This window comes from Neisseria sp. HMSC066H01 (assembly GCF_001837375.1).
In the GTDB taxonomy this organism is placed as follows: Bacteria; Pseudomonadota; Gammaproteobacteria; order Burkholderiales; family Neisseriaceae; genus Neisseria.
The window spans coordinates 94,463-116,244 of the sequence record NZ_KV832194.1; the positions used below are offsets into that span (position 1 = coordinate 94,463).

23 protein-coding genes and 1 tRNA gene are annotated in these 21,782 nt (G+C 48.6%); 10 read left to right on the top strand and 14 right to left on the bottom strand.

What is annotated here, in order from left to right; all coding sequences use genetic code 11:
* Nucleotides 1-324 precede the first annotated feature (324 nt).
* A complete protein-coding gene (locus HMPREF2551_RS04565; protein ID WP_083308766.1) occupies nt 325-786 on the bottom strand; it encodes a winged helix-turn-helix transcriptional regulator in 462 nt (153 codons plus the stop codon).
* A gap of 207 nt (nt 787-993) precedes the next feature.
* On the opposite strand from HMPREF2551_RS04565, the gene alr reads away from it, so the two are divergent.
* Nucleotides 994-2,052, top strand: coding sequence for an alanine racemase (alr, locus tag HMPREF2551_RS04570; RefSeq protein WP_070646159.1), 1,059 nt, complete (start codon nt 994-996; stop codon nt 2,050-2,052).
* Nucleotides 2,053-2,111: 59 nt separating this feature from the next.
* On the opposite strand, the gene HMPREF2551_RS04575 is transcribed toward alr, so the two are convergent.
* Entirely contained in the window at nt 2,112-2,855 is a 744-nt protein-coding gene (locus HMPREF2551_RS04575) for a pseudouridine synthase (protein ID WP_036493902.1), read from the bottom strand.
* 330 nt (nt 2,856-3,185) lie between these two features.
* On the opposite strand from HMPREF2551_RS04575, the gene HMPREF2551_RS04580 reads away from it, so the two are divergent.
* Both HMPREF2551_RS04580 and HMPREF2551_RS04585 read left to right on the top strand, forming a co-directional pair.
* The gene (locus tag HMPREF2551_RS04580) at nt 3,186-5,267 is read left to right on the top strand and encodes a carbon starvation CstA family protein (RefSeq protein ID WP_070837449.1); all 2,082 of its coding nucleotides are present in this window, start codon (nt 3,186-3,188) and stop codon (nt 5,265-5,267) included.
* Nucleotides 5,257-5,451: a YbdD/YjiX family protein gene (locus HMPREF2551_RS04585; RefSeq protein WP_049343946.1), complete on the top strand. Its 195-nt coding sequence runs from the start codon at nt 5,257-5,259 to the stop codon at nt 5,449-5,451. Before HMPREF2551_RS04580 ends, HMPREF2551_RS04585 begins: the two co-directional genes overlap by 11 nt.
* 121 nt (nt 5,452-5,572) lie before the next feature.
* On the opposite strand, the gene HMPREF2551_RS04590 is transcribed toward HMPREF2551_RS04585, so the two are convergent.
* The 5 genes from HMPREF2551_RS04590 to ppsA form a co-directional block, all read right to left on the bottom strand.
* On the bottom strand, nt 5,573-5,863 hold the full coding sequence (locus tag HMPREF2551_RS04590) for a chaperone modulator CbpM (protein ID WP_049343948.1): 291 nt from the start codon (nt 5,861-5,863) through the stop codon (nt 5,573-5,575).
* Between the two features lie 15 nt (nt 5,864-5,878).
* Complete coding sequence (locus tag HMPREF2551_RS04595; protein WP_070837451.1) at nt 5,879-6,838, bottom strand: DnaJ C-terminal domain-containing protein; 960 nt, start codon at nt 6,836-6,838, stop codon at nt 5,879-5,881.
* Nucleotides 6,839-7,140: 302 nt separating this feature from the next.
* On the bottom strand, nt 7,141-7,527 hold the full coding sequence (locus HMPREF2551_RS04600) for a hypothetical protein (RefSeq protein WP_239665345.1): 387 nt from the start codon (nt 7,525-7,527) through the stop codon (nt 7,141-7,143).
* A 171-nt stretch (nt 7,528-7,698) separates the two neighbouring features.
* Nucleotides 7,699-8,403: a peptidoglycan DD-metalloendopeptidase family protein gene (locus HMPREF2551_RS04605; protein ID WP_070837453.1), complete on the bottom strand. Its 705-nt coding sequence runs from the start codon at nt 8,401-8,403 to the stop codon at nt 7,699-7,701.
* A 270-nt stretch (nt 8,404-8,673) separates the two neighbouring features.
* Nucleotides 8,674-11,058 carry a phosphoenolpyruvate synthase gene (ppsA, locus tag HMPREF2551_RS04610; protein WP_070837455.1) on the bottom strand — a complete coding sequence of 795 codons (2,385 nt, stop codon included), beginning with the start codon at nt 11,056-11,058 and terminating at the stop codon, nt 8,674-8,676.
* Between the two features lie 416 nt (nt 11,059-11,474).
* Between ppsA and HMPREF2551_RS04615 the strand changes: the two genes are divergently transcribed.
* Nucleotides 11,475-12,296, top strand: coding sequence for a posphoenolpyruvate synthetase regulatory kinase/phosphorylase PpsR (locus HMPREF2551_RS04615; protein ID WP_070837457.1), 822 nt, complete (start codon nt 11,475-11,477; stop codon nt 12,294-12,296).
* Between the two features lie 58 nt (nt 12,297-12,354).
* Here the strand turns inward: HMPREF2551_RS04615 and dcd are convergent, their stop codons facing one another.
* From dcd to rdgC, 4 genes are all read right to left on the bottom strand, one after another.
* Nucleotides 12,355-12,921, bottom strand: coding sequence for a dCTP deaminase (gene dcd, locus HMPREF2551_RS04620; protein WP_003680541.1), 567 nt, complete (start codon nt 12,919-12,921; stop codon nt 12,355-12,357).
* Nucleotides 12,922-13,046: 125 nt separating this feature from the next.
* Nucleotides 13,047-13,442 carry an MORN repeat-containing protein gene (locus HMPREF2551_RS04625; protein WP_283122416.1) on the bottom strand — a complete coding sequence of 132 codons (396 nt, stop codon included), beginning with the start codon at nt 13,440-13,442 and terminating at the stop codon, nt 13,047-13,049.
* A gap of 58 nt (nt 13,443-13,500) precedes the next feature.
* Nucleotides 13,501-14,283, bottom strand: coding sequence for an ADP-ribosylglycohydrolase family protein (locus HMPREF2551_RS04630; protein ID WP_070837461.1), 783 nt, complete (start codon nt 14,281-14,283; stop codon nt 13,501-13,503).
* A 78-nt stretch (nt 14,284-14,361) separates the two neighbouring features.
* A complete protein-coding gene (gene rdgC / locus HMPREF2551_RS04635; protein ID WP_070837463.1) occupies nt 14,362-15,261 on the bottom strand; it encodes a recombination-associated protein RdgC in 900 nt (299 codons plus the stop codon).
* 133 nt (nt 15,262-15,394) lie between these two features.
* Here rdgC and HMPREF2551_RS04640 point away from each other — a divergent pair.
* Nucleotides 15,395-15,470 (top strand) — tRNA-Glu (locus tag HMPREF2551_RS04640).
* Between the two features lie 125 nt (nt 15,471-15,595).
* Nucleotides 15,596-16,891, top strand: coding sequence for a serine--tRNA ligase (serS, locus tag HMPREF2551_RS04645; protein WP_049323048.1), 1,296 nt, complete (start codon nt 15,596-15,598; stop codon nt 16,889-16,891).
* 65 nt (nt 16,892-16,956) lie between these two features.
* On the opposite strand, the gene HMPREF2551_RS04650 is transcribed toward serS, so the two are convergent.
* The 3 genes from HMPREF2551_RS04650 to HMPREF2551_RS04660 all read right to left on the bottom strand — a co-directional run bounded on the left by HMPREF2551_RS04650 (nt 16,957) and on the right by HMPREF2551_RS04660 (nt 18,466).
* Complete coding sequence (locus tag HMPREF2551_RS04650; RefSeq protein ID WP_070837465.1) at nt 16,957-17,196, bottom strand: putative hemolysin; 240 nt, start codon at nt 17,194-17,196, stop codon at nt 16,957-16,959.
* Between the two features lie 129 nt (nt 17,197-17,325).
* Complete coding sequence (locus HMPREF2551_RS04655) at nt 17,326-18,138, bottom strand: basic amino acid ABC transporter substrate-binding protein (RefSeq protein WP_070837467.1); 813 nt, start codon at nt 18,136-18,138, stop codon at nt 17,326-17,328.
* A 76-nt stretch (nt 18,139-18,214) separates the two neighbouring features.
* Complete coding sequence (locus HMPREF2551_RS04660) at nt 18,215-18,466, bottom strand: NGO1151 family protein (RefSeq protein ID WP_070588139.1); 252 nt, start codon at nt 18,464-18,466, stop codon at nt 18,215-18,217.
* Between the two features lie 165 nt (nt 18,467-18,631).
* Here HMPREF2551_RS04660 and HMPREF2551_RS04665 point away from each other — a divergent pair, with 165 nt between their 5' ends.
* The 4 genes from HMPREF2551_RS04665 (at nt 18,632) to HMPREF2551_RS04680 (ending at nt 21,730) form a co-directional block, all read left to right on the top strand.
* Nucleotides 18,632-19,438, top strand: coding sequence for a hypothetical protein (locus HMPREF2551_RS04665; RefSeq protein ID WP_070837469.1), 807 nt, complete (start codon nt 18,632-18,634; stop codon nt 19,436-19,438).
* 121 nt (nt 19,439-19,559) lie between these two features.
* Nucleotides 19,560-20,120 carry a DUF3465 domain-containing protein gene (locus HMPREF2551_RS04670; protein WP_070837471.1) on the top strand — a complete coding sequence of 187 codons (561 nt, stop codon included), beginning with the start codon at nt 19,560-19,562 and terminating at the stop codon, nt 20,118-20,120.
* Between the two features lie 144 nt (nt 20,121-20,264).
* Nucleotides 20,265-21,434, top strand: a complete 1,170-nt coding sequence (gene metZ, locus HMPREF2551_RS04675) for an O-succinylhomoserine sulfhydrylase (RefSeq protein WP_070837473.1) — start codon at nt 20,265-20,267, stop codon at nt 21,432-21,434.
* An 89-nt stretch (nt 21,435-21,523) separates the two neighbouring features.
* Nucleotides 21,524-21,730, top strand: coding sequence for a DUF2788 domain-containing protein (locus HMPREF2551_RS04680; RefSeq protein ID WP_003747401.1), 207 nt, complete (start codon nt 21,524-21,526; stop codon nt 21,728-21,730).
* Nucleotides 21,731-21,782: the final 52 nt, after the last annotated feature.

Sequence of the window (21,782 nt, forward strand, 5' to 3'; positions counted from 1 at the left end):
TCTCCTCTATTTCTCCTTTGTAGACTTGGCGCATATCGAAACGGTATGCGCATTTTTTTGTCTATATTGAAACATGATTACATTTAAGTTCTGTAAATTGGATAATTAAGAAACTTTACAAGAAAAATACTTGCGCGGTTGAAGCTCTTGTTGCATAATTCGTTTCGTTAGCTGGTTCGAGTAGTCAGTTAATAGTTTCTCCTCTATTTCTCCTTTGTAGACTTGGCACACATTCTGTCGGATGTGTGCATTTTTTTGCCTATTTAAAACAAAGGCCGTCTGAATGTTGTAATCTTTCAGACGGCCTTTGTTGGTTGAATGGAATTAGATGTTTAATACTACTTCTTCTTTGACTTCTTCCATGACAACATAGCTGCGGCTTTCGGCTGCAGCCGGCAGTTGCAGCAGGATATTGCCGAGCATATCGCGATAGGCGGACATATTGGGTAGGCGGACTTTGATGAGGTAGTCGTATTCGCCGGAGACCAAGTGGCATTCCAAAATTTGCGGAATCTTCAGTACTTCGCGTTTGAAGTCTTCAAAAATATTGCCGGATTTGGAACGCAGTTTCAGTTCGACAAAGACCAAGAGGCTTTGACCTAAGGCATGTGGATTCAGATGGGCGTGATAGCCGGTGATAAGGTTGTCGCGTTCCAAGCGGCGGACGCGTTCGGTTACCGGCGTGGTAGATAGGCCGACTTTTTCAGCCAATTCGGTCATGGGGATGCGTGCGTTTTGTTGCAGGAGCTTGAGAATTTTTAAGTCGGTTTTGTCGAGTTCTTTCATGGCTTTGATATTTGTCGTTTTCAATTTGGATGACATCATAACCTTAAAACAGGCTCAGAAGAAGCATAAATCCTTAAAGGTAAGGCGAAAGGAAGATATTAATCTTGTGTATTTCATGGAATCCTGTATGGTTTTTGACCTATAATATTTGCTTCAAAGTAATGGGGCAGGCCGTCTGAAACGGAATGCCGATAAGAGGAATACATTATGCGTCCGCTCAATGCGCAAATCCGTTTGGATAATTTACGTCAAAATTATCGTTTTCTCAAAGAGTTGCATGGCAATAAATTGTTGGCTGTGATTAAGGCCGATGCTTACGGGCATGGCGCGGTCAGATGTGCACACGCGTTGGCGGATATTGCCGACGGCTTTGCGGTGGCAACGGTAGATGAAGGCGTGGAGTTGCGTCAAAACGGCATTAAAAATCCGATTGTTTTGTTGGAAGGCGTATTTGATGTTGCGGAGTATGCGGATGTTGACCGTTATGATTTGTGGCCGGCAATCGGCAGCCAATGGCAACTGGAGGCGTTTGTGCATCATGAGTGGCAACATCCGACAACTGTATGGCTGAAAATGGACTCTGGTATGCACCGTGCCGGTTTCTTTCCACACAATTATGCCGCGGCCTATACTGCATTGAAACAATCTGAATCAGTTGAAAACATTGTGAAATTCAGCCATTTTGCCTGCGCGGACGAGCCGGAAAACGGCATGACCGAAATGCAGCTTGAAGCGTTTGATTTGGCGTGTGAGGGTTTGGAAGGCGAAGAGAGCTTGGCCAATTCCGCCGTGATTTTGAACGTGCCTGAAGCGCGCCGCGATTGGGGCCGTGCCGGTCTGGCCTTATATGGTATTTCGCCTTTCGGCGGTGTGGATGAGCGTTTGAAACCTGTTATGCGCCTGACTTCCCGCGTTTTCGGTGAGCGTGTGTTGCAGCCGCATTCCCCGATTGGCTACGGCGCAACGTTCTACACCAGCAAATCTACCCGTGTCGGTTTGATTGCCTGCGGCTATGCCGACGGTTATCCGCGTCGCGCTTCCACTAATTCTCCTGTGGCCGTGGATGGCAAACGCAGCCGTATTATCGGCAGGGTATCTATGGATATGATTACGGTTGAGTTGGAAGCCTCGAAAGAAGGCTTGGGCGCGGAAGTCGAGCTTTGGGGCGATGTAATTAATATCAATGAAGTTTCCGAAGTTGCCGGTATGATTCCGTACGAAATCCTTTGCAATATCAAACGTGCGAAGTTTACTTATATCGAGTAAGTAGTAAAAGATAAGGCCGTCTGAAATGTGTTTTCAGACGGCCTTTTTGTTATCTGCAATTAAAACGATTCGTCAGCGCGTAAATAACGCCATTTGCCCGGCGGCAGTCTGCCGAGTTTGACTTTGCCCATGCGGATGCGTTTCAAACCGACGACGCGCAGTCCGACCAGTTCGCACATACGGCGGATTTGGCGTTTTTTGCCTTGTCGCAAAATAAAGCGCAACTGGTCTTCGTTTTGCCATTCGACTTTGGCGGGGCGCAATTTTTCTCCGTCCAAACTCAAGCCGTGGTTGAGCAGGGCGAGGCCTTTGTCGTCCAGTTTGCCACGGACGCGGACAAGGTATTCTTTTTCGCTACTGCTGTTTTCGCCAATCAGCTGTTTGGCAATGCGGCCGTCCTGAGTGAGTACCAACAATCCGACAGAGTCAATGTCCAAGCGGCCGGCAGGGGCTAAGCCGAATTTGTGCTTTTCGCTGAAAGGGATACGGCTATCGTCGCCTTCCCAATGGTTGTCGGCGGTAATGAGTTCTGCGGCAGACTTATAGCCTTTTTCTGCCTGCGCGCTGACGTAGCCGACGGGTTTGTTCAGCAGGATGGTTACGCGTGCGGCTTGTTTTTCATGGGCTTGTTTGTTGAGGTCGATGCGGTCGCGCTCGGTGACTTTTTGACCGAGTACGGCGGTTTGGCCGTTGACTTTGACCCAGCCTTGCTCGATGTAGCTGTCTGCCTCGCGGCGAGAGCATAAGCCTAATTGTGCCATGCGTTTGGAGAGGCGCATGGTTTCGGAATCGTTGTTTTGCATGGTATGGCAATATGGAGAAATGGGAATATCGGATTATAGCATTGACCGTTTGTCAGGCCGTCTGAAAACTGAATATTTGGGTTTTCAGACGGCCTTTCGTTTGCTATATGTTAAGGAATATTTGGTTTTGAAGTAAAAAATGAAGGGTATATTGTCTGTTTGTGTTAACCTTACGGACGAACTAATCATTTTGTTTTCAGTCGAATTTGGGTTGAAATGACATTTCACTCATGAAATCATGAAGACTATAATGACTGGTCTTTCTGAAGCGCATTAAGGCAGTTTGTCGCTAAAGCAAGCCTTGGTGCATCACGTTTTAAGGATAAATCAATGAAATCGCTCAAATCATTTTTGATCTGGGGCATTGTGGTTTTGGTAGGCTTGGCCTCCTTTACTACTTTAGCTCTCAGCCGTGGCGAGCAAGTCAGTGCGATTTGGATGGTTACGGCCGCCATTTCGGTATACTGCATTGCCTACCGTTTCTACAGTCTTTACATTGCCAACCGTGTGATGCAGCTTGATCCTAACCGTCTGACTCCGGCAGAACGCCACAATGACGGCTTGGACTATGTTCCTACACATAAAGGCGTACTGTTCGGCCACCACTTTGCCGCTATTGCCGGCGCAGGCCCTCTGGTTGGTCCTGTATTGGCAGCGCAAATGGGTTATCTGCCCGGTACTTTGTGGATTATCTTCGGCGTGGTGTTTGCCGGTGCCGTACAGGATATGATGGTACTGTTTGTTTCTATGCGCCGTGACGGTAAGTCTTTGGGCGATATCGTGAAACAAGAACTCGGTACCGTTCCCGGTGTGATTGCATCCATCGGTATTTTGATGATTATGGTCATCATTATGGCGGTGTTGGCACTGATCGTGGTGAAAGCATTGGTTCACAGCCCTTGGGGTACGTTCACCATCGCAGCGACTATGCCGATTGCCCTGTTTATGGGTATCTACACCCGTTACATCCGTCCGGGCAAAATTGGCGAGATTTCCATCGTCGGCTTTATTTTGCTGATGTTGGCCGTGATTTATGGTGAAGATGTTGCCCACAGCTCCTTCGGCCATTGGTTCGACCTTGACGGCATTCAGCTGACTTGGGCGATTATGATTTACGGTTTCGTGGCTTCCGTATTGCCGGTTTGGCTCTTGCTGACTCCGCGCGACTATCTGTCTACCTTCCTGAAAATCGGTACGATTGCAGCTTTGGCTTTGGGTATCGTTATTGTTAACCCAACCCTGCAAATGCCTGCGGTTACCCACTTTATCGATGGTTCAGGCCCGGTATTCTCTGGTGCATTGTTCCCATTCTTGTTCATTACCATCGCTTGTGGTGCGGTTTCAGGCTTCCATGCGCTGATTTCTTCAGGTACCACGCCAAAAATGGTGGAAAACGAAACCCACGTCCGCATGATCGGTTACGGTGGCATGATTATGGAAAGCTTTGTGGCCATTATGGCGCTGGCTGCCGCCGCTTCGCTTGAGCCAGGCGTGTACTTCGCGATGAACAGTCCGGCTGCGCTGATTGGTACAGATGCCAACACTGCTGCCGAAGTTATCACCACCAAACTGAACTTCCCTGTTGATGCCGCAACCCTGTTGCACACTGCTAAAGAAGTGGGTGAAAACACCATTCTGTCCCGTGCAGGCGGTGCGCCAACCCTCGCAGTCGGTATGGCACACATCATGAGCCGTCTGATTCCGGGCGAAGCCATGATGGCGTTCTGGTATCACTTTGCCTTGCTGTTTGAAGCCTTGTTCATCTTGACTGCGGTTGACGCCGGTACACGCGTTGCCCGTTTCATGATTCAAGACTTGGGCAGTATCTTCTACAAACCATTCGGTAACACCGACTCTATCCCTGCCAACTTGGTTGCAACATTCTTTGCCGTGGCATTGTGGGGTTACTTCCTCTATACCGGCGTAACTGACCCTCTGGGCGGTATCAACTCGCTCTGGCCGTTGTTTGGTATCGCCAACCAAATGCTTGCAGGCGTAGCGTTGATTATGTGTACCGTTGTATTAGTGAAAATGAAACGCGACCGCTATGTTTGGGTAACCTTGGTTCCGGCTGTCGGCGTATTGTTCGTAACCTGCTATGCTGGTTTGCAAAAACTGTTCCACAGCGACCCGCGCGTCAGCTTCTTGGCTCACGCAGGCAAATACCGCGATGCCTTGGCTTCAGGCGAAGTCCTTGCCCCAGCTAAAGACATTGGCGAAATGTCACAAATCATCTTCAACGACCAAATCAATGCCGGTTTGACCGCTTTGTTCCTGGCAGTTGTTGTGATTGTCGCCGTGTACGGTTTGCGTACCGCCATGAAAGCCCGCAAAGTCGGCTGGCCAACTGCTAAAGAAATTCCGGCAGTGTACCGCGACGGCAAACAGCCGGAGGCTCAGAGTGAAGCATAAGCTCGCATCTTGGTGGAAAACCATCAAGTTGACAGCAAACTTGATGGCTGGTGTCCCGGATTATGAAAACTACGTTGCCCGTCAGCGCAAACATAATCCTAATGCGCCGGTCATGACCGAGCTGCAATTCCAAGACTACTGCCGCAAACGCCGTTGCGGTAGCAACGGCGGACGCTGTTGTTAATGAAGGCATAAATAAAAAGGCCGTCTGAAAATATTTTCAGACGGCCTTTCATTATGGAATATCAATAAACATCAAAGATTTTGTCTTGCCATCAATATTTAAGCGAACAACTTGCCAATATTTACTCATCTTCGAGCAGTACCAGCGGACGCTGTATTTTTCTGAGTTCTTCCACCTCGTCCAACAGCCGCATAATCAGCCCCAATGCGGGAATGCCGGCTTCAAAATCACGGCTTAAGCGTTGTGCGCGACGGATGCGGGCAAGATGAAAACCACTGAAGGTGCTTTTTTCGGGTGCACCATCGATGCTGATGATGTCTTCTGCTATAAGTTCCAACAGCCAATCGCGACGGCAGCGGCTGGCGGCAACGATTTCTTCAAAAGTAAGGGTAATATCGGAGGGCTGAATCATAATTTATCCTTTCTCTTATGCTTGTTTTGCGGCAAAGTGTTCGGCCAATTTTTCCCATGCGGCACGGTCGGCTTCGCTCTCTACTGGCGGAACATTAATGCGGATATTAAGATAAAGGTCTCCGGCTTCTTTTGCAGGAATACCTTTGCCTTTAAGGCGGATGCTTTTACCGCTTTGGCTGTTGGCAGGCAAATTGACCTGTAAGCGGCCTGAAGCAGTAGGGACGATGATTTTGCCGCCCAATACGGCTTCCCAAGGTTTGATATCTATTGTTTGATATACGTCTTTCCTGTTTTTGACATATAAATCAGGTTGGTCGTGGAACTTGATTTTTAAGTACAAGTCACCGTTTTCCCCGCCGTTGTATCCCGGCAAACCTTGACCGGCCAAACGGATTTGTTGGCCTTCTGCAATGCCTTTGGGAATTTTGACGTTGAGGGTTTTATTTTGATAAACCGCACGTCCGTGTTCGTCTAGCGTCGGCACATTCAAAGTCATGCTACGTTCTGCGCCAACATACGCTGCGTAAATATCAATACTCAATTCAGCATGTTGATCCTCGCCTTTTATTGGGCCGCGGGGTTGCTCGGAACGAGTGTGGGATTGGCGGAATGATGAAAACAGATCTTCAAAATTAAAGTCTCCCGCTCCGAACGGCTCGCCTTCATGACGTTCATAGCGGAAGCCGCCACCGTTAAATCCATTGCCAAACGAATTGCCGCCTTGACCGAACGGATTGCCTCCGGCGCTACGTCCGTAAGGATTAGCCAACATTTCATCGTATTCGGCCCGCTTTTCTTTGTCGGAAAGCGTTTCGTAGGCACGGTTGATTTCTACTGTACGTTCGGCTGCGTCAGGTTCTTTGCTTACATCGGGGTGGTATTTGCGCACCAGTTTTCGGTAGGCTTTTTTGATTTCGGCCTCATCCGCATCTTTGGCAACGCCTAGTATTTCATAATAGTTTTTTTCTGCCATGTTATTCCTTTGACTGCTCATATACAAAATTCTTATAGTTTTAATAATTGAGGGTAGATATTCTAAAATCAAGGGCGTTGAAAATAAAATTCTCTATTTCTGACAATGATTAATGAATAATTTATTTCTTTGTTTCTAGAGAAATAGAAAATATAAAGGCCGTCTGAAATACGGTTTTTCAGACGGCCTTTATCAAATTGGGGTTTTATTTGTTTTGAGCATTTTTTTGTTCGCGGACCACCCATTGGGCAATATCTGAACCCAATACTTTAGAAGTGCGATTTAAGACCGCACAAGAGCTTTTATAGGCGCCAAACATGCCGCCGGAAGAGTTGCGGGTAAAAGTTTTTTTTATTAATTTGTTTGCCGTCAACATACAAAGTGGCTGAAACTGCCATACCTTTGGCGTGACCGATAAAGGCATTGCCTGCGCTCATAGCGGAAGTAATGGCGATATCTGCGTATGTGCCTTGTTTTTTACCGTCACGGACAACCGTTACATCACTTTTGGCTGCAGTTTCTTGCAAGGAGTTGGACATAATGCTGCCCACTTCTAAACATTCGGAAACGATACGGGTATCGATTTCTTCTTTGTCGCGGTAAGGGATGCTTTCATCAATATGGACATCTGCGCTGGCAAATGCAGATGCAAACAAGAGTGCGGTTGCAAGGATGCGGTTAGGAGACATAGTAGGGCACCTGAAATGGAATGTTAAAAAAAGTTGTTATTGTATAACGGCGTTTACACTCAATCAACATAAGTTAAATAGGAAAAGATTTTGTTGAAATAGCTGTTATAGCAAGATAATCAAAAGGCCGTCTGAAATAATAGTATTTCAGACGGCCTTTTGATTGGGACATTAATTTGTTCTGGTCAAATAAGGCAGGGGATCGACTGCTTTGCCGTTTAGACGAACTTCAAAATGTAGCTTGACGCTGTCTGAATCGCTGCTGCCCATGGTGGCGATAACTTGGCCGGCTTGGACTTTTTGATCTTTTTGTACTAAAAGCGTGTCGTTGTGGGCATAGGCGGTAATGGTGTAGTCGTTGTGGCTGATTAAAATCAGCTTGCCGTAGCCGCGGACTTCTTCGCCAACGTAGATGACGGTACCGGCTGCGGCAGAACGGATTTGTTGGCCTTGTGTGCCTGCAATATCTATGCCTTTGCTGGTTGTGCCGTTGTAGCGTTGGATAATGGAAGATGAGGCGTTATCGGTCGGCCATTGCAAACTTAACCGGTTGATCGGGGTAACGGCGGTCGCTTGGCGTTGCTGCGTAGCAGTATTGCGGGAGGCAACATGACGGCGGACGCGCAATACTTGACCGACTTCGATTTGTGAGGCGTTGGGAAGATTGTTCCATGCAACCAGTGTATTGACGTTTTGTCCGTAGCGTTTGGCGATTTGGGTCAGGGTATCGCCGGGGCGGACTTTGTAGTAGCCGTCGGGTACGGCGCGGTTGGAAGAGGTATTGTTGCCGGCGCAGGCTGCTAAGACGGCAATGGTGCTGATGAGTGCCAGACGTTTTAAGGCCGTCTGAAAGGTGGAAATAAAGGTTGTATTCATGGGTTGTTTCTAAATGTATCGTTATACTGTATATGATAGATAGGAAGAGTGAAAAAAGGTTCACTCAAAAGGCATGGGATAAAATGCGGAAAGGCAATATAGTACCATTGAGAATTTGTAGATAAGGCTGAATATTTCTATATCTTTTTGATGCAAGGGGACTTTTTTGAAAAGGTAAAAGAACGTGAAAGTTCTTTCAGACGGCATTGAATAAGGCAATAAAAATCCCCTGCCGAGATAAACGGGCAGGGGATTTTGGTCTCATCAAACTTATTTGTTCAATTCGTTAGCCAAATACAGCCAAGTTTCAATCACGGTATCAGGGTTGAGCGATACGCTTTCGATACCTTCTTGAACCAGCCATTTGGCAAAGTCCGGATGGTCTGACGGGCCTTGACCGCAAATACCGACGTATTTGTTTTGTTTGCGGCAGGCAGAGATTGCCAAGTGCAACATCACTTTAACGGCAGGATTGCGTTCGTCGAAGGAATCGGATACCAAACCGCTGTCACGGTCGAGGCCGAGGGTCAGCTGGGTCATGTCGTTAGAGCCGATGGAGAAGCCGTCGAAGTATTGCAGGAATTGTTCCGCCAATACCGCGTTGCTCGGCAACTCGCACATCATGATCAGGCGCAGGCCGTTTTTGCCGCGTTCCAAACCGTTCTCTTTAAGGGCTTTGACAACAGCTTCTGCTTCACCCAAAGTACGAACGAATGGAATCATGATTTCGACGTTGGTCAAACCCATTTCGTCACGGACGCGTTTCAAGGCTTTGCACTCGAGTGCGAAGCAGTCTTTGAAGTTATCGGCTACATAACGCGCTGCACCACGGAAGCCCAACATTGGGTTTTCTTCGTGCGGTTCGTAAATGCTGCCACCCACCAAGTTGGCGTACTCGTTGGATTTGAAGTCAGACATACGGACGATGGTTTTGCGTGGATAAACCGAAGCAGCCAAAGTTGCCACACCTTCCGCGATTTTATCGACATAGAAGTCAACAGGAGAAGCGTAGCCGGCGATACGGCGGGTAATTTCCGCTTTCAATTCGTCGTCTTGTCTGTCAAATTCCAACAAGGCTTTAGGGTGGATACCGATTTGACGGTTGATGATGAATTCCATACGTGCCAAGCCGATGCCTTCGCTAGGCAGGTTGGCGAAGCTGAATGCCAATTCAGGGTTACCAACGTTCATCATCACTTTGACAGGGGCTTTAGGCATGTTGTCCAAAGCAACATCGGTAATTTGTACGTCCAGCAGGCCGGAGTAGATGAAGCCGGTATCGCCTTCGGCACAAGATACGGTCACTTCTTGGCCGTCTGAAAGCAGATCGGTTGCGTCGCCGCAGCCGACTACGGCAGGAATACCCAATTCACGCGCGATAATCGCTGCGTGGCAGGTACGGCCGCCGCGGTTGGTCACGATGGCGGAAGCACGTTTCATCACCGGTTCCCAATCCGGGTCGGTCATGTCGGTAACGAGTACGTCGCCCGCTTCAACGGAATCCATCTCGGAGGCATCTTTCACCAGGCGTACTTTGCCTTGGCCGACTTTTTGACCGATGGCACGGCCTTCGCACAAGACAACTTTTTCGCCGTTGATAGAGAAGCGGCGCAGGTTGCGGCTGCTGTCTTCTTGGGATTTTACAGTCTCAGGACGGGCTTGCAGGATGTAGAGTTTGCCGTCCAAACCGTCGCGGCCCCATTCGATGTCCATTGGGCGGCCGTAGTGTTTTTCGATGGTCAGCGCGTAATGGGCCAACTCGGTAACTTCGGCGTCGGTAATGGAGAAGCGTTGACGGTCTTCTTCAGGTACATCGATGTTGGTGACAGATTTACCGGCTTCGGCTTTGTCGGTAAAGATCATTTTGATTTGTTTCGAACCCATGGTTTTACGCAGGATAGCCGGTTTGCCTGCTTTCAAAGTAGGTTTGAATACATAGAATTCGTCAGGGTTGACCGCGCCTTGTACGACGTTTTCGCCCAGGCCGTAAGAAGAGGTAACGAAAACGACTTGGTCGTAACCGGACTCGGTATCAATGGTGAACATCACACCGGACGCGCCGCTGTCGGAGCGCACCATGCGTTGTACGCCTGCGGAAAGGGCAACGATGTCGTGTTCGAAGCCTTTGTGGACACGGTAAGAAATGGCACGGTCGTTGTACAGGGAAGCGAATACATGGCGCATGGCTTCTTTAACGTTTTCCAAGCCGTTGATGTTCAAGAAGGTTTCTTGTTGTCCGGCAAAAGAAGCATCCGGCAGGTCTTCTGCTGTTGCGGAAGAACGTACGGCAACGGAAATGTCCGCACCGCCGGCATCGGCAACCATTTTATTCCAAGCTGTTTCGATTTCAGCATCCAGCTGCTCAGGGAACGGAGTATCCAAAATCCATTGACGGATTTCTTTACCCACGCGCGCCAACTCGGCAACGTCTTCAACATCCAGTTGTTTCAGGGCTTCGGAAATACGCTCGCTCAGACCATTGTGAGCCAGGAAAGCGCGATAGGCTTCGGCAGTGGTCGCAAAACCACCGGGAACGCGTACGCCTTTTTCAGTCAGTTGGCTGATCATTTCGCCCAAAGAGGCATTTTTACCGCCCACTCGCTCAACGTCAGTCATACGCAGGTTTTCAAACCAAATAACGTAGTTTTCGGCCATTTGTGTGTCCAATCCAATCCAAAAATGTTAAAAAAGAAACAAATCCGCCTGCTTATTGTAGCCATTCGTTTGATGGCTGTCATGTGTTTTATCTTTTTTAAAATCACAAATTCGTCTGTGATACTGTGCTTTTCAAGCGTGTAGTCTTCTGAAATGTGAATATCAGATTCATGTTTTTGTGAGTTATCCTATTGTTAAATATGGAAAACAAAATAAGTTAATAAATTTGATAAACAAGATTTATTTTGCAATTTTGGAATAAAATTCTACAAAATATCAAAAAATAAAATTTTGTGCCAATTCAAAATTTGTTCAAATTTGTTGTAATACTGTGTAATCTGCCGGGAGTCGCTTTATTGCAAAGGCTGTAACTGCTATGATTGCCGTCTGAAACGTTACCTTCAAGAGGATTCATTATGACTGATCCACGCCAAGTCTTCTATATTTCCGACCGAACCGGCCTGACCGCTGAAAATATCGGTGAAGCCTTGCTGAACCAATTTGGCAATGTTGAGTTCAAACGCCATACCTATCCGTTTATCGATACGCCTGAAAAAGCGCGTGCTGTTGTAGACAAAGTCAACCAGTCCGCCGAAAAATTCGGCGTGCGCCCGATTGCTTTTGTCAGTGTAGTCAATGACGAAATCCGTGAAATCATCAAGAAAGCCAATGCGTTCCATATTAATTTCTTTGAAACCTTTCTCGGTCTTTTGGAAAAGGAGCTCAATACGGAGGCGGTTGCCGCCCAGCAGGGGCACCACGGTATCGGCAATACCCAACGCTATGATGCGCGTATGGAGGCGGTCAATTTTTCACTGAATCATGATGACGGTGTCAGTGATAAGAATTTGAAAGAAGCCGATGTGATTTTGATGGGGGTTTCCCGCTCCGGCAAAACGCCGACTTGTCTCTATCTGGCCTTGCAATACGGTATCCGAGCCGCCAACTATCCGCTGATTCCCGATGATTTGGAATCGACCGATTTGCCGCGTATGGTCAAGCCTTATAAAGATAAGCTGTTCGGTTTGACCATTCAGCCTGAACGCTTGCAGGCTATCCGTCAGGAACGCCGCCCTAATTCGACTTATGCCAAAATCGATACTTGCCGCAGTGAGATTGCCGATGCGCAAAATATGTTTAAACGCCACGGTATTCCGTTTACCAATACTACGGACAAATCTGTGGAAGAACTCGCCGTCCATATCTTGCAGGCTTGCAAGCTGAAACGCCGTTTTTAACTGAAATGATAAAAGGCCGTCTGAAAGTTTCAGACGGCCTTTTGTTTGGTCTTTGATATTAGGTTTTGGGCAGGGTAACACCGGTTTGTCCCATGTATTTGCCGTTGCGGTCTTTGTATGAAGTTTCGCAGACTTCATCGCTTTCAAAGAACAAGACTTGGGCCACGCCTTCGCCTGCGTAGATTTTTGCCGGTAGCGGCGTGGTGTTGGAAAACTCAAGCGTAACGTAGCCTTCCCACTCCGGCTCGAACGGGGTAACGTTGACGATGATGCCGCAGCGTGCGTAGGTGGACTTGCCTAAGCAGACGGTCAGGACGTTGCGCGGGATGCGGAAATATTCGACTGTGCGCGCCAGTGCAAAGGAGTTGGGCGGAATGATGCAGCAGTCGTCTTCGACGGTGACGAAGTTTTTCGGGTCGAAATTTTTTGGGTCGACGATGGTGCTGTTGATATTGGTGAAGATTTTGAATTCATTGGCGCAACGGATGTCGTAGCCGTAGCTGGATGTGCCGTAGGAAATGATGCGCTGGCCGTTGGCCTCTTTGATTTGGTTGGGCTCGAACGGCTCAATCATGCCGTGTTCTTCGGCCATGCGGCGTATCCATTTGTCGGATTTAATGCTCATGGTGGTTGTCCTGGGGTAAGGGTTGTTTGGAAATTCTTTGAAATCAACACGACAGCCTTTAGACAGGCTTGTCAATTGATGTTTCAGACGGCCTAAAAGCCGGATAAGGCCGTCTGAAAGGCTGTTTATTTGGTTTTGGAAGCAGATTTCTTAGCCAGTTTGACTTCTTTAATCATACCGTCTTCGCATTTCATGACGAAGACGGGTGTGCCGTTTTGGGAGGCGGTAAAGTTTCCGTGCGCCCTGCCTTTTTTGAACACGCCCTCCAGCGTCATATTGCGTAATTTGGCGCTGTTGGAGGAGAAAGGTTCGATAAAGGTTTCGCTGTTGCCGGAAACGGTATATACGCCTTTGCCGTCAAATTTGCCGTTTTTAAAGGCGCCGACATAGCTGCGGCCGTCTTGGCATTTCCATGTGCCTTTGCCGGATGGTTTGCCGTCTTTGCCGACATCGCCATCGTAAACGCAACCTTTTTCTTGATAAGGATTGATGGTTTCGGCAATGGCAGGCGTACCCAGCATGAAGGCGATAGGGAGTAGGGCGAGGTATTTCATTATTCATTCCTTTTTGCAGGCGGTTTCAGACGGCCTGATATTGGGATTCAAAATTCAGCAGGGTTTCAGCAATGCGGCGTGGCAATATGGCTAAAGCGTGTTCGCGCATGGATGCAGGGATACCGTAGTAGGCTTCGGCAATACTGCCGGTAATGGCCGCCAAGGTATCACTGTCTCCGCCCAGGGAAACCGCCAGTCGGATGGCGTGTTCAAAATCATCGCTTTCAAGAAAGGCGGTAACTGCTTGAGGTACGGTGTCCTGACAGCTTTCGTTGAAATGATAATGCGGGCGGATTTGGTCGCAACTTTGGCTCAAATCATAGCCGAATTGTCGCGTAATGTTTTCTTTGATTTGCGCTTTGCCCATGCCGGTACGCGCCCAAAAGATGGTGGCGGCTACGGCTTGCGCGCCTTTAATGCCTTCCGGGTGGTTGTGCGTTACGGCGGCGGATTGTTCGGCAAAATGCAGGGTTTCTTCCAATGTGGCAAATGCCCAGCCAACGGCAGAAACACGCATGGCAGAGCCGTTGCCCCAGCTATTATAAGGTGCAGGATCTTTCCATTCTATCCATTGTGAGAAGCGGCCGCCATATGCGCCCTTAGGGCAGGGATATGCCCTACACCAGCCTTGTAAAATAGAGGCTAAATTATCGTTGCAGCCTTGTAAAACCCAATCGGCAATGGCAACAGTGCAAATCGTGTCATCGGTAAAGTCGCTGTCGGGGCTGAAAATATCGAAATCGGTATGACGGTAGTTGTCAAACTCGAATCGTGATCCGGCAATATCGCCGATGACTGCGCCCAACATCATGACATCCTTTCTGATACTTCTATTTATATTTCAGACGGCCTTTGATATTTCCCAATCAAAAGGCCGTCTGAAAAATTACTCTTGCCAGCCACCTAAATAAGAAACCAGTTCTTCCAACATGGTGCTGATGGCTTCGGTCATCAGGATTTGCGAGGCAAAGGCGAGGCTGGCGGCATCGTCGCCGTTGCTTTCGGCTTCTTCTTGCAAAACGTCCAGATACTGGATGCGTTTGAGCGTAAAGTCTTGGGTGAGGATAAACGCGATTTGTTCGCGCCATACCAAGCCCAGCTGGGTAACGGTTTTGCCGTTTTTGACGTGTTGTACCACTTCGTCGGCGGTCAGGTCTTGTTTGGAAACTTTGACGACCGGAACAACATCGCCTACGCCTTTGAGTTCGCAATCGCTGTCCAATTCAAAACCGCCTTCGCAATGGCCTTGCAGCAGCCAGCTGGTCATCAGGGAAGAGGGCGATTGTTTGGTGTTGGGCAGCGAGGCTTCTAAACCGCCCAACGCTTCGCGCAGCTTGGTCAGGATGTTTTCCGCTTTGGCAGATGCGGCATTGTTGACCAAAAGATACCCGTGGCGCGTGTCGAAAATCGCCTGTGTGCGACTGCTGCGCGTAAAGGCACGGGGCAGCAGGTCGTCGGTAATCTGCTCTTTCAGCTCTTGTTTTTCCTTGCGGCCGACATTGCGCGCTTCGTTGTTTTGGATTTCCAAAACCTTCTCATCCAAAATATCGCGGATCACGCCGGCAGGCAGGACTTTTTCTTCTTTTTTCAGGGCCACGCGCCAAGCGTAATCGGCAGGGAAAACCAACTCGGGCGAAAAGGAAACCGGCGTGGCAAAACCTTCGCTAAACCAGTCCAAACTCTGACAATGGGCAAATTCGGATTGCGCCAATTTGTCGGCAAGGACTTCCAATTCGGGCAATTTGTCTTTGTTGAGCGGATAAAAACTGATTTGCTTAAACCACATGGCGAGTTTTCCTTTTTATTAAAACCGGCATTATACAGGGAAAATAACATACGGAAATCGGCAACATCTTTAAAAATGCAGTAAAGGCGTTGACAGAAGAAAAGGCTTTCTGTATAGTTCGCGCTTCGGTTACGCGCCCATCGTCTAGAGGCCTAGGACACTGCCCTTTCACGGCGGCAACCGGGGTTCGAATCCCCGTGGGCGTGCCAAAATTCTTAAAAAACGCCCCTGCTTTTTGCAGGGGCGTTTTTTGTTTTCAGACGGCCTGTCGCTGTGAAAATATCTTTAAATTGGTTTACAATAATGCCATTCTGAATCTAAACGAGAGAAAACAATGTTAGACATCCAATTGCTCCGCAGCAATACCGCCGCAGTTGCCGAACGTTTGGCCGCACGCGGTTATGAGTTTGATACCGCGCGTTTCAACGCTTTGGAAGAGCAACGCAAAGCCGTTCAAGTGAAAACAGAAGAGTTGCAGGCTTCGCGCAACAGTATTTCCAAGCAGATCGGCGCGTTGAAAGGCCAAGGCAAACACGAAGAAGCTCAAGCTGCGATGGATCAGGTTGCCCAAATCAAAGCAGATTTGGAGCAGGCTGCCGCTGATTTGGATGCCGTTCAGAAGGAATTGGACGCATGGTTGTTGAGTATTCCTAACCTACCGCACGAAAGCGTGCCTGTCGGTAAAGATGAAACTGAAAACGTTGAAGTCCGCAAAGTCGGCACGCCGCGTGAATTTGACTTTGAAATCAAAGACCATGTTGATTTGGGCGAGCCTTTGGGCTTGGATTTTGAAGGCGGTGCGAAACTTTCCGGCGCGCGCTTTACCGTGATGAAAGGCCAAATCGCCCGCCTGCACCGAGCGCTGGCGCAATTCATGCTGGACACGCACACGCTGAAACACGGCTATACCGAACATTACACGCCTTATATCGTGGATGACACCACTTTGCAGGGCACAGGCCAACTGCCTAAATTTGCAGAAGATTTGTTCCATGTTACCCGCGGCGGCGACGAGAGCAAGAAAACGCAATATCTGATTCCGACCGCCGAGGTAACGCTGACCAATACCGTTGCCGACAGCATCGTGGCTGGCAGCGATTTGCCGTTGAAACTGACCGCCCATTCTCCATGTTTCCGCTCCGAAGCAGGCGCATACGGTAAAGACGTGCGCGGTTTGATTCGCCAACACCAATTCGACAAAGTGGAAATGGTGCAAATCGTTCATCCGGAAAAATCATACGAAGCGCTGGAAGAAATGGTCGGCCATGCTGAAAATATTTTGAAAGCGTTGGAACTGCCATACCGAGTGATTACTTTGTGTACCGGGGACATGGGTTTCGGCGCAACCAAAACTTACGACTTGGAAGTTTGGGTTCCTGCGCAAAATACCTATCGCGAAATTTCCAGCTGCTCCAACTGCGAAGATTTCCAAGCACGCCGCATGAAAGCGCGTTTCAAAGATGAAAACGGCAAAAACCGTTTGGTACATACTTTGAACGGCTCAGGTTTGGCAGTCGGCCGTACTTTGGTGGCAGTATTGGAAAACCATCAAAATGCCGATGGCAGCATTAATGTTCCTGCCGCGTTGCAACCGTATATGGGCGGCGTGACCAAACTGGAAGTAAAATAATCGCTGTTTAAATGAAAAGGCCGTCTGAAACTTGGGTTCAGACGGCCTTTTATATGATTGAGCAATTATTTGTTGTGTTGACGGAAATATTCCCATTCTTCAACGACTTTACCGTCAGGCAAGTGGCACACGCCGTATTCGTTGCCGTCTTTGTCTTTTTTGATTTCGGATTTGCCGCCTTGTTTGAGGCAGAATTCGGAAGCCGGATTGGCCACGCCGACGTTGGGTGATTCTTGTTTTTCAGAAGCGGAGCAGGCGGCCAAAGCAGTGGCGGCAGCGAGGCTGAGGATAAGGGGTTTGATCATGGCGTGTCTTTCATTTGAAGGATAAAAACCAGCGGATTATAGTGGGCGCTTGCGTTAAATGAGGTTAACCAAAAAAAGGCCGTCTGAAAAGCTTTCAGACGGCCTTTAAGTTTAAGAAGTCATACCGGATTATTTGGCTGCTTCGGCTTTTTCTGTTTTTTCGCCTTCTTTAGCAAAGTATTTGGCGTAAATTTTGTCGTATTCGCCACTTTCGCGTACTTTTTTCAGCGCATCGTTCAACATTTTGATGGTGGCTTCGTCGCCTTTGCGTGCAGCGATGCCGTAGTTTTCGATGGTGAAGTCAGGCAGGGAGATGAAATCCAGGCCTTTGGTCGGGTTGTTTTTCACATAGTTGGCAATAACCGCGCTGTCGCTGACGACGGAATCCAAACCGCCGTTTTCCAATTCTTTGATAATCAGGGGAACGCTTTCAAAGCGGGCGATTTTCGGATTGTCGTTGCCCAGGAGTTTGGAAACGGAGAAGTCGCCGGTGTAGCCGGTTACCACGCCGACTTTGGCCATGTTTTTCAGGTCTTCGGAAGAAGCTACTTTTTTGCCTTTTGGAACGAGGACGACTTGGGTAATTTCAAAGTATGGGTCGCTGAAGAGCATGCTTTGTTTGCGGTCGTCAGTGATGGTTACGCCGGACATTACGATGTCCACATCGCCGTTATTCAGGGATGGGAAGAGGCTTTCCCATGGCTGGTGTTTGAATTCGACTTTGAAGTTGCCGGCTTTGGCCATGGCATTCATCAAATCTACGTCAAAACCTTCCACTTTGCCGGCAGAATCCAAAGATTCGAATGGGGCAAACTCGGCATTGGAGCCGACACGGTACACTTTATCGGCAGGAGCAGAGGCATTGTTGCTTTGACCGCCGCAGGCAGTTAGGGCAAGGGCGGAACAAGCGAGGGCAGTGGCCAGCCATTTTTTCATATTCATGATATGTGCTTTCTTAATAAAATGTTAACGGATAAAATCTTAGTTTAGCATAATTTTGTGAACAAACTAGCCGAAATCAGTGGTCTTTTTCTCGGAAAAATGCGTAGGTTACGTCATGGAAGAGGTCGGTGTGCGGGCTGTCTTCGTAGCTCAATTCCGCCAACGCGTCTTCAAAGGCAAGCTGGATGGATTCTACGGCATCGTTGGCCATGTCGGAGGGCAGGGAGCGGATAAGGCCTTTGAGTGCGGTGGCGAGGACGTGGTTTTGCATACGCAAAACGTCGTTGGCTTCTTCCAAGTATTCGAGGCGTTGTTCGATGCTGCTCATGATGTATCCTTGAGGGTATATTAAATAAAATAGTGATTATATAGTGAATTAATATTAAAATGTGACGCTTGCGCCGGCTTGCCGGATATGTCCAACCATCGGCCGCAGTTCAAGCGTTTTTTGTTTGAATGCGGTTCACAATAAAAATGAAAAAACGAGATTATTATGGAAAACAATCGTCTTGACCCCACAGCCCTCGAGGAAGAAGATCTGAATTGGGAAAAACGCTTGGAAAGATTGCGTCAGGCACGACAATTCAATACTGCGCCGACTCATGCGCCATTGGTCAAAAAATCGGACGACGCTGTCGATGTTGCGCCCAAAACCGCGCCTAAAAAAGAATATAAATTAGATGCGGACAATCGTGAAAAAGTGCTGCAGGAGTATTTGTACCGCTGGCAGTTGGAACACAATACTGCCCTTGCCGACGAGGGCGAGGCAGTGGAAACCGATGCGATGGTGGTTTTGCAGGACAACTGGTTGAGCGCGCAATCAGCATTGCAGGCTGCGGCTTCAGACCGTCATATCGAATCGACGCGCACCGTCAGACTGAATCCGAAATCGGGTGCCGTAGATTTTGATGTGGCTGAAGTGGAAGAAACTGAAAAACCGGAAAATGATGGTGCGGAAGCGGCTGAAGGGGCGGTTTCAGACGGTCCTGAACCTGAAAAAGAACCGGCCGTCAATGTCCATATTAATGTATTGAATCCGCAGGCGATCGGCCGTCGGGAAGTATTCTGCGTTTCTGAAAAAGATTTGACCGAGCGTCTGATTAAACGTTTGCGCCCCCATGTGGCCGATGCGGTCAACGGCATGATTCGGATTGCCGTGCAAAAACAAATGGCCGTGTTCACTTACCAGTTGCAGCAAATGCTCAACGAGCAGGCGCCGAGTTTGGTGGAAGATGTATTGGAACACAACGTCAAACGTATTCTGGACGATATGAAGGTTGAAATGAAATACCGCCGCTGAGTATCCGGGCCGTCTGAAAAGTTTCAGACGGCCTTTGGCATAAATTTCCCTTAAAATTTTGCGAAGCGTGTATAATGGCGGCTCACGTTTTCGTGATAAATATCCTTTCTAAATAGTTGATATGCCCGATGCAGAATCGGGCATTTTTTTTGAGATTGTTATGAATAAAAACAAAATCATTGTATTGCTGATTGCTCTGGTTGCCGTATTTGCCTATCAAAAAATGCAAAACAAGCAGCCGCTACAATCGCAGCATCCGCAGAAAATAGAAGCCGTTCAAAAACAAAACAATGCGGGCGGAGAAAACGCCGATACGGCTCAACAGCAAACCGGTTCGGGCAAGCAATCGGCAGAAGCAGTTTTGAAACAGGCGTTTGAAAACGAACAAAGCGATATTCAGGTTGAGGGCGAGGGTACGGTATGGAAAACCCTGCCGGATGACAACAAAGGCACGCGCCACCAACGCTTTATCTTGAAGCTCTCCAGCGGCCAGACGCTTTTGGTGGCACACAATATCGACCTTGCCGATAAGATTAAGGGTTTGAAAAAAGGCGATAAAGTAGCGTTTTACGGAGAATATGAATGGTCGGAGCAGGGCGGCGTTATCCATTGGACGCACCATGACCCGTCAGGCCGGCATACCGACGGCTGGTTGAAACACGACGGCCACCTTTATCAGTAAAAACGGTTTTCCTATTTTTTCAGACGGCCTGAAACACGGCCTTCGGCTTGAAAGATGGTAGAAATCGGCGCAAAATGTTAACAAGTTAAACAGACGGAAAAATATTGTTCCGTCCATTGGAATACACAGTAGATTGGAGAATAAATGAACAAAAAACTTCATCCGCAAACGCTGGCCATCCGGGGCGGCAAAGAGCAGACCGAATATCGCGAACACAATCAGGCGCTGTTTTTGACCAGCAGCTTCATGTGGGAAAGCGCGCAACATGCGGCAGATTTGTTTTCCAAAAAAATTAAAGGCTTTACCTATACCCGTACAGCCAATCCGACTACTGCCGCTTTTGAAAAACGCATTGCCGCATTGGAAGGCGCGGAGCGCGCGGTAGCCACTTCGACCGGTATGTCTGCAATTCAGGCGGCGTTTTTTACCTTCTTGCAAGCAGGCGACCACGTTGTTTCCAGCCGCAGCCTGTTCGGCACGACCGTCGGTTTCATCAACAACATCGTTACCAAGTTCGGCATCGAAGTCAGCCATGTATCGCCGGTTGATGTAGATGAATGGAAAGCGGCCATCAAGCCCAATACCAAACTGTTTTTCTTGGAAACTCCGTCCAACCCATTGGGCGAAGTTGCCGATTTGGAAGCGCTGGCTGAACTGGCGCACAGCATCTGCGCGCTTTTGGTGGTGGACAACAGCCTCTTGTCGCCCGTCGGCTCGCAGCCTTTGAAACACGGTGCGGATATTTCCGTTTCTTCCGCAACCAAAGCTATCGACGGCCACGGCCGCGTGATGGGCGGCGTATTGGCCGGTTCGGAAGAGCTGATGACGCAAGTTGCCATATATTGCAACTCTTGCGGTTTGGCAATGTCGCCGTTTAACGCATGGCAGTTGTTGAGCGGCGTGGAAACCCTGTCGCTGCGTATGGAAAAACAATTCGACAACGCCCTGAAAATCGCCCAATGGCTGCAACAACAGCCGCAAGTCCAAGCCGTGTACTACACCGGTTTGCCCGACCATCCGCAGGCAGAGCTTATCCGCAAGCAACAAAACGGCGGCGGCATCGTCATCGGCTTTGAAGTCGCCGACCAAGAAGCCGCATGGAAAGTCGTGGACGGTGTGGCGCTTTTCTCCCGTACTGCCAACCTCGGCGACGTGCGCTCGACCATCACCCATCCGTGGACAACCACGCACGGCCGGATGCAGCCTGAAGAAAAACTCGCCGCCAATATCCGCCCGGGCTTGATCCGCCTCTCTGTCGGTTTGGAACACATCGACGATTTGATTGATGATTTGCAACAAGCATTGAACAAATAATCTAAAAACAAATCTCAGACGGCCTTAAAATTTAATAGGCCGTCTGAAAGCAATCAAACACACATCCAAAGAATAAAAGGAAAAAAATAATGTCTGAAGCAGAATTCGCCTCGTGGGCAATGAAAATCCTCCTCACCGGCCTGATTATCTTTTTGGGCTTTATCGTTTGGAACTTGGGTAAAGAATCCAAGGCCGGCAAATTCGGCATTGCCATGCTCTTCTTGGTTTTGGGCTTGGGCGTGTTTGGATTTGTATTCAAAGAATTGCTGATTAGCTTTTTGGTATTGCCGAAATAAGCAGGAAGTTTATAGATAGAACAAGGCCGTCTGAAAATGTTCAGACGGCCTT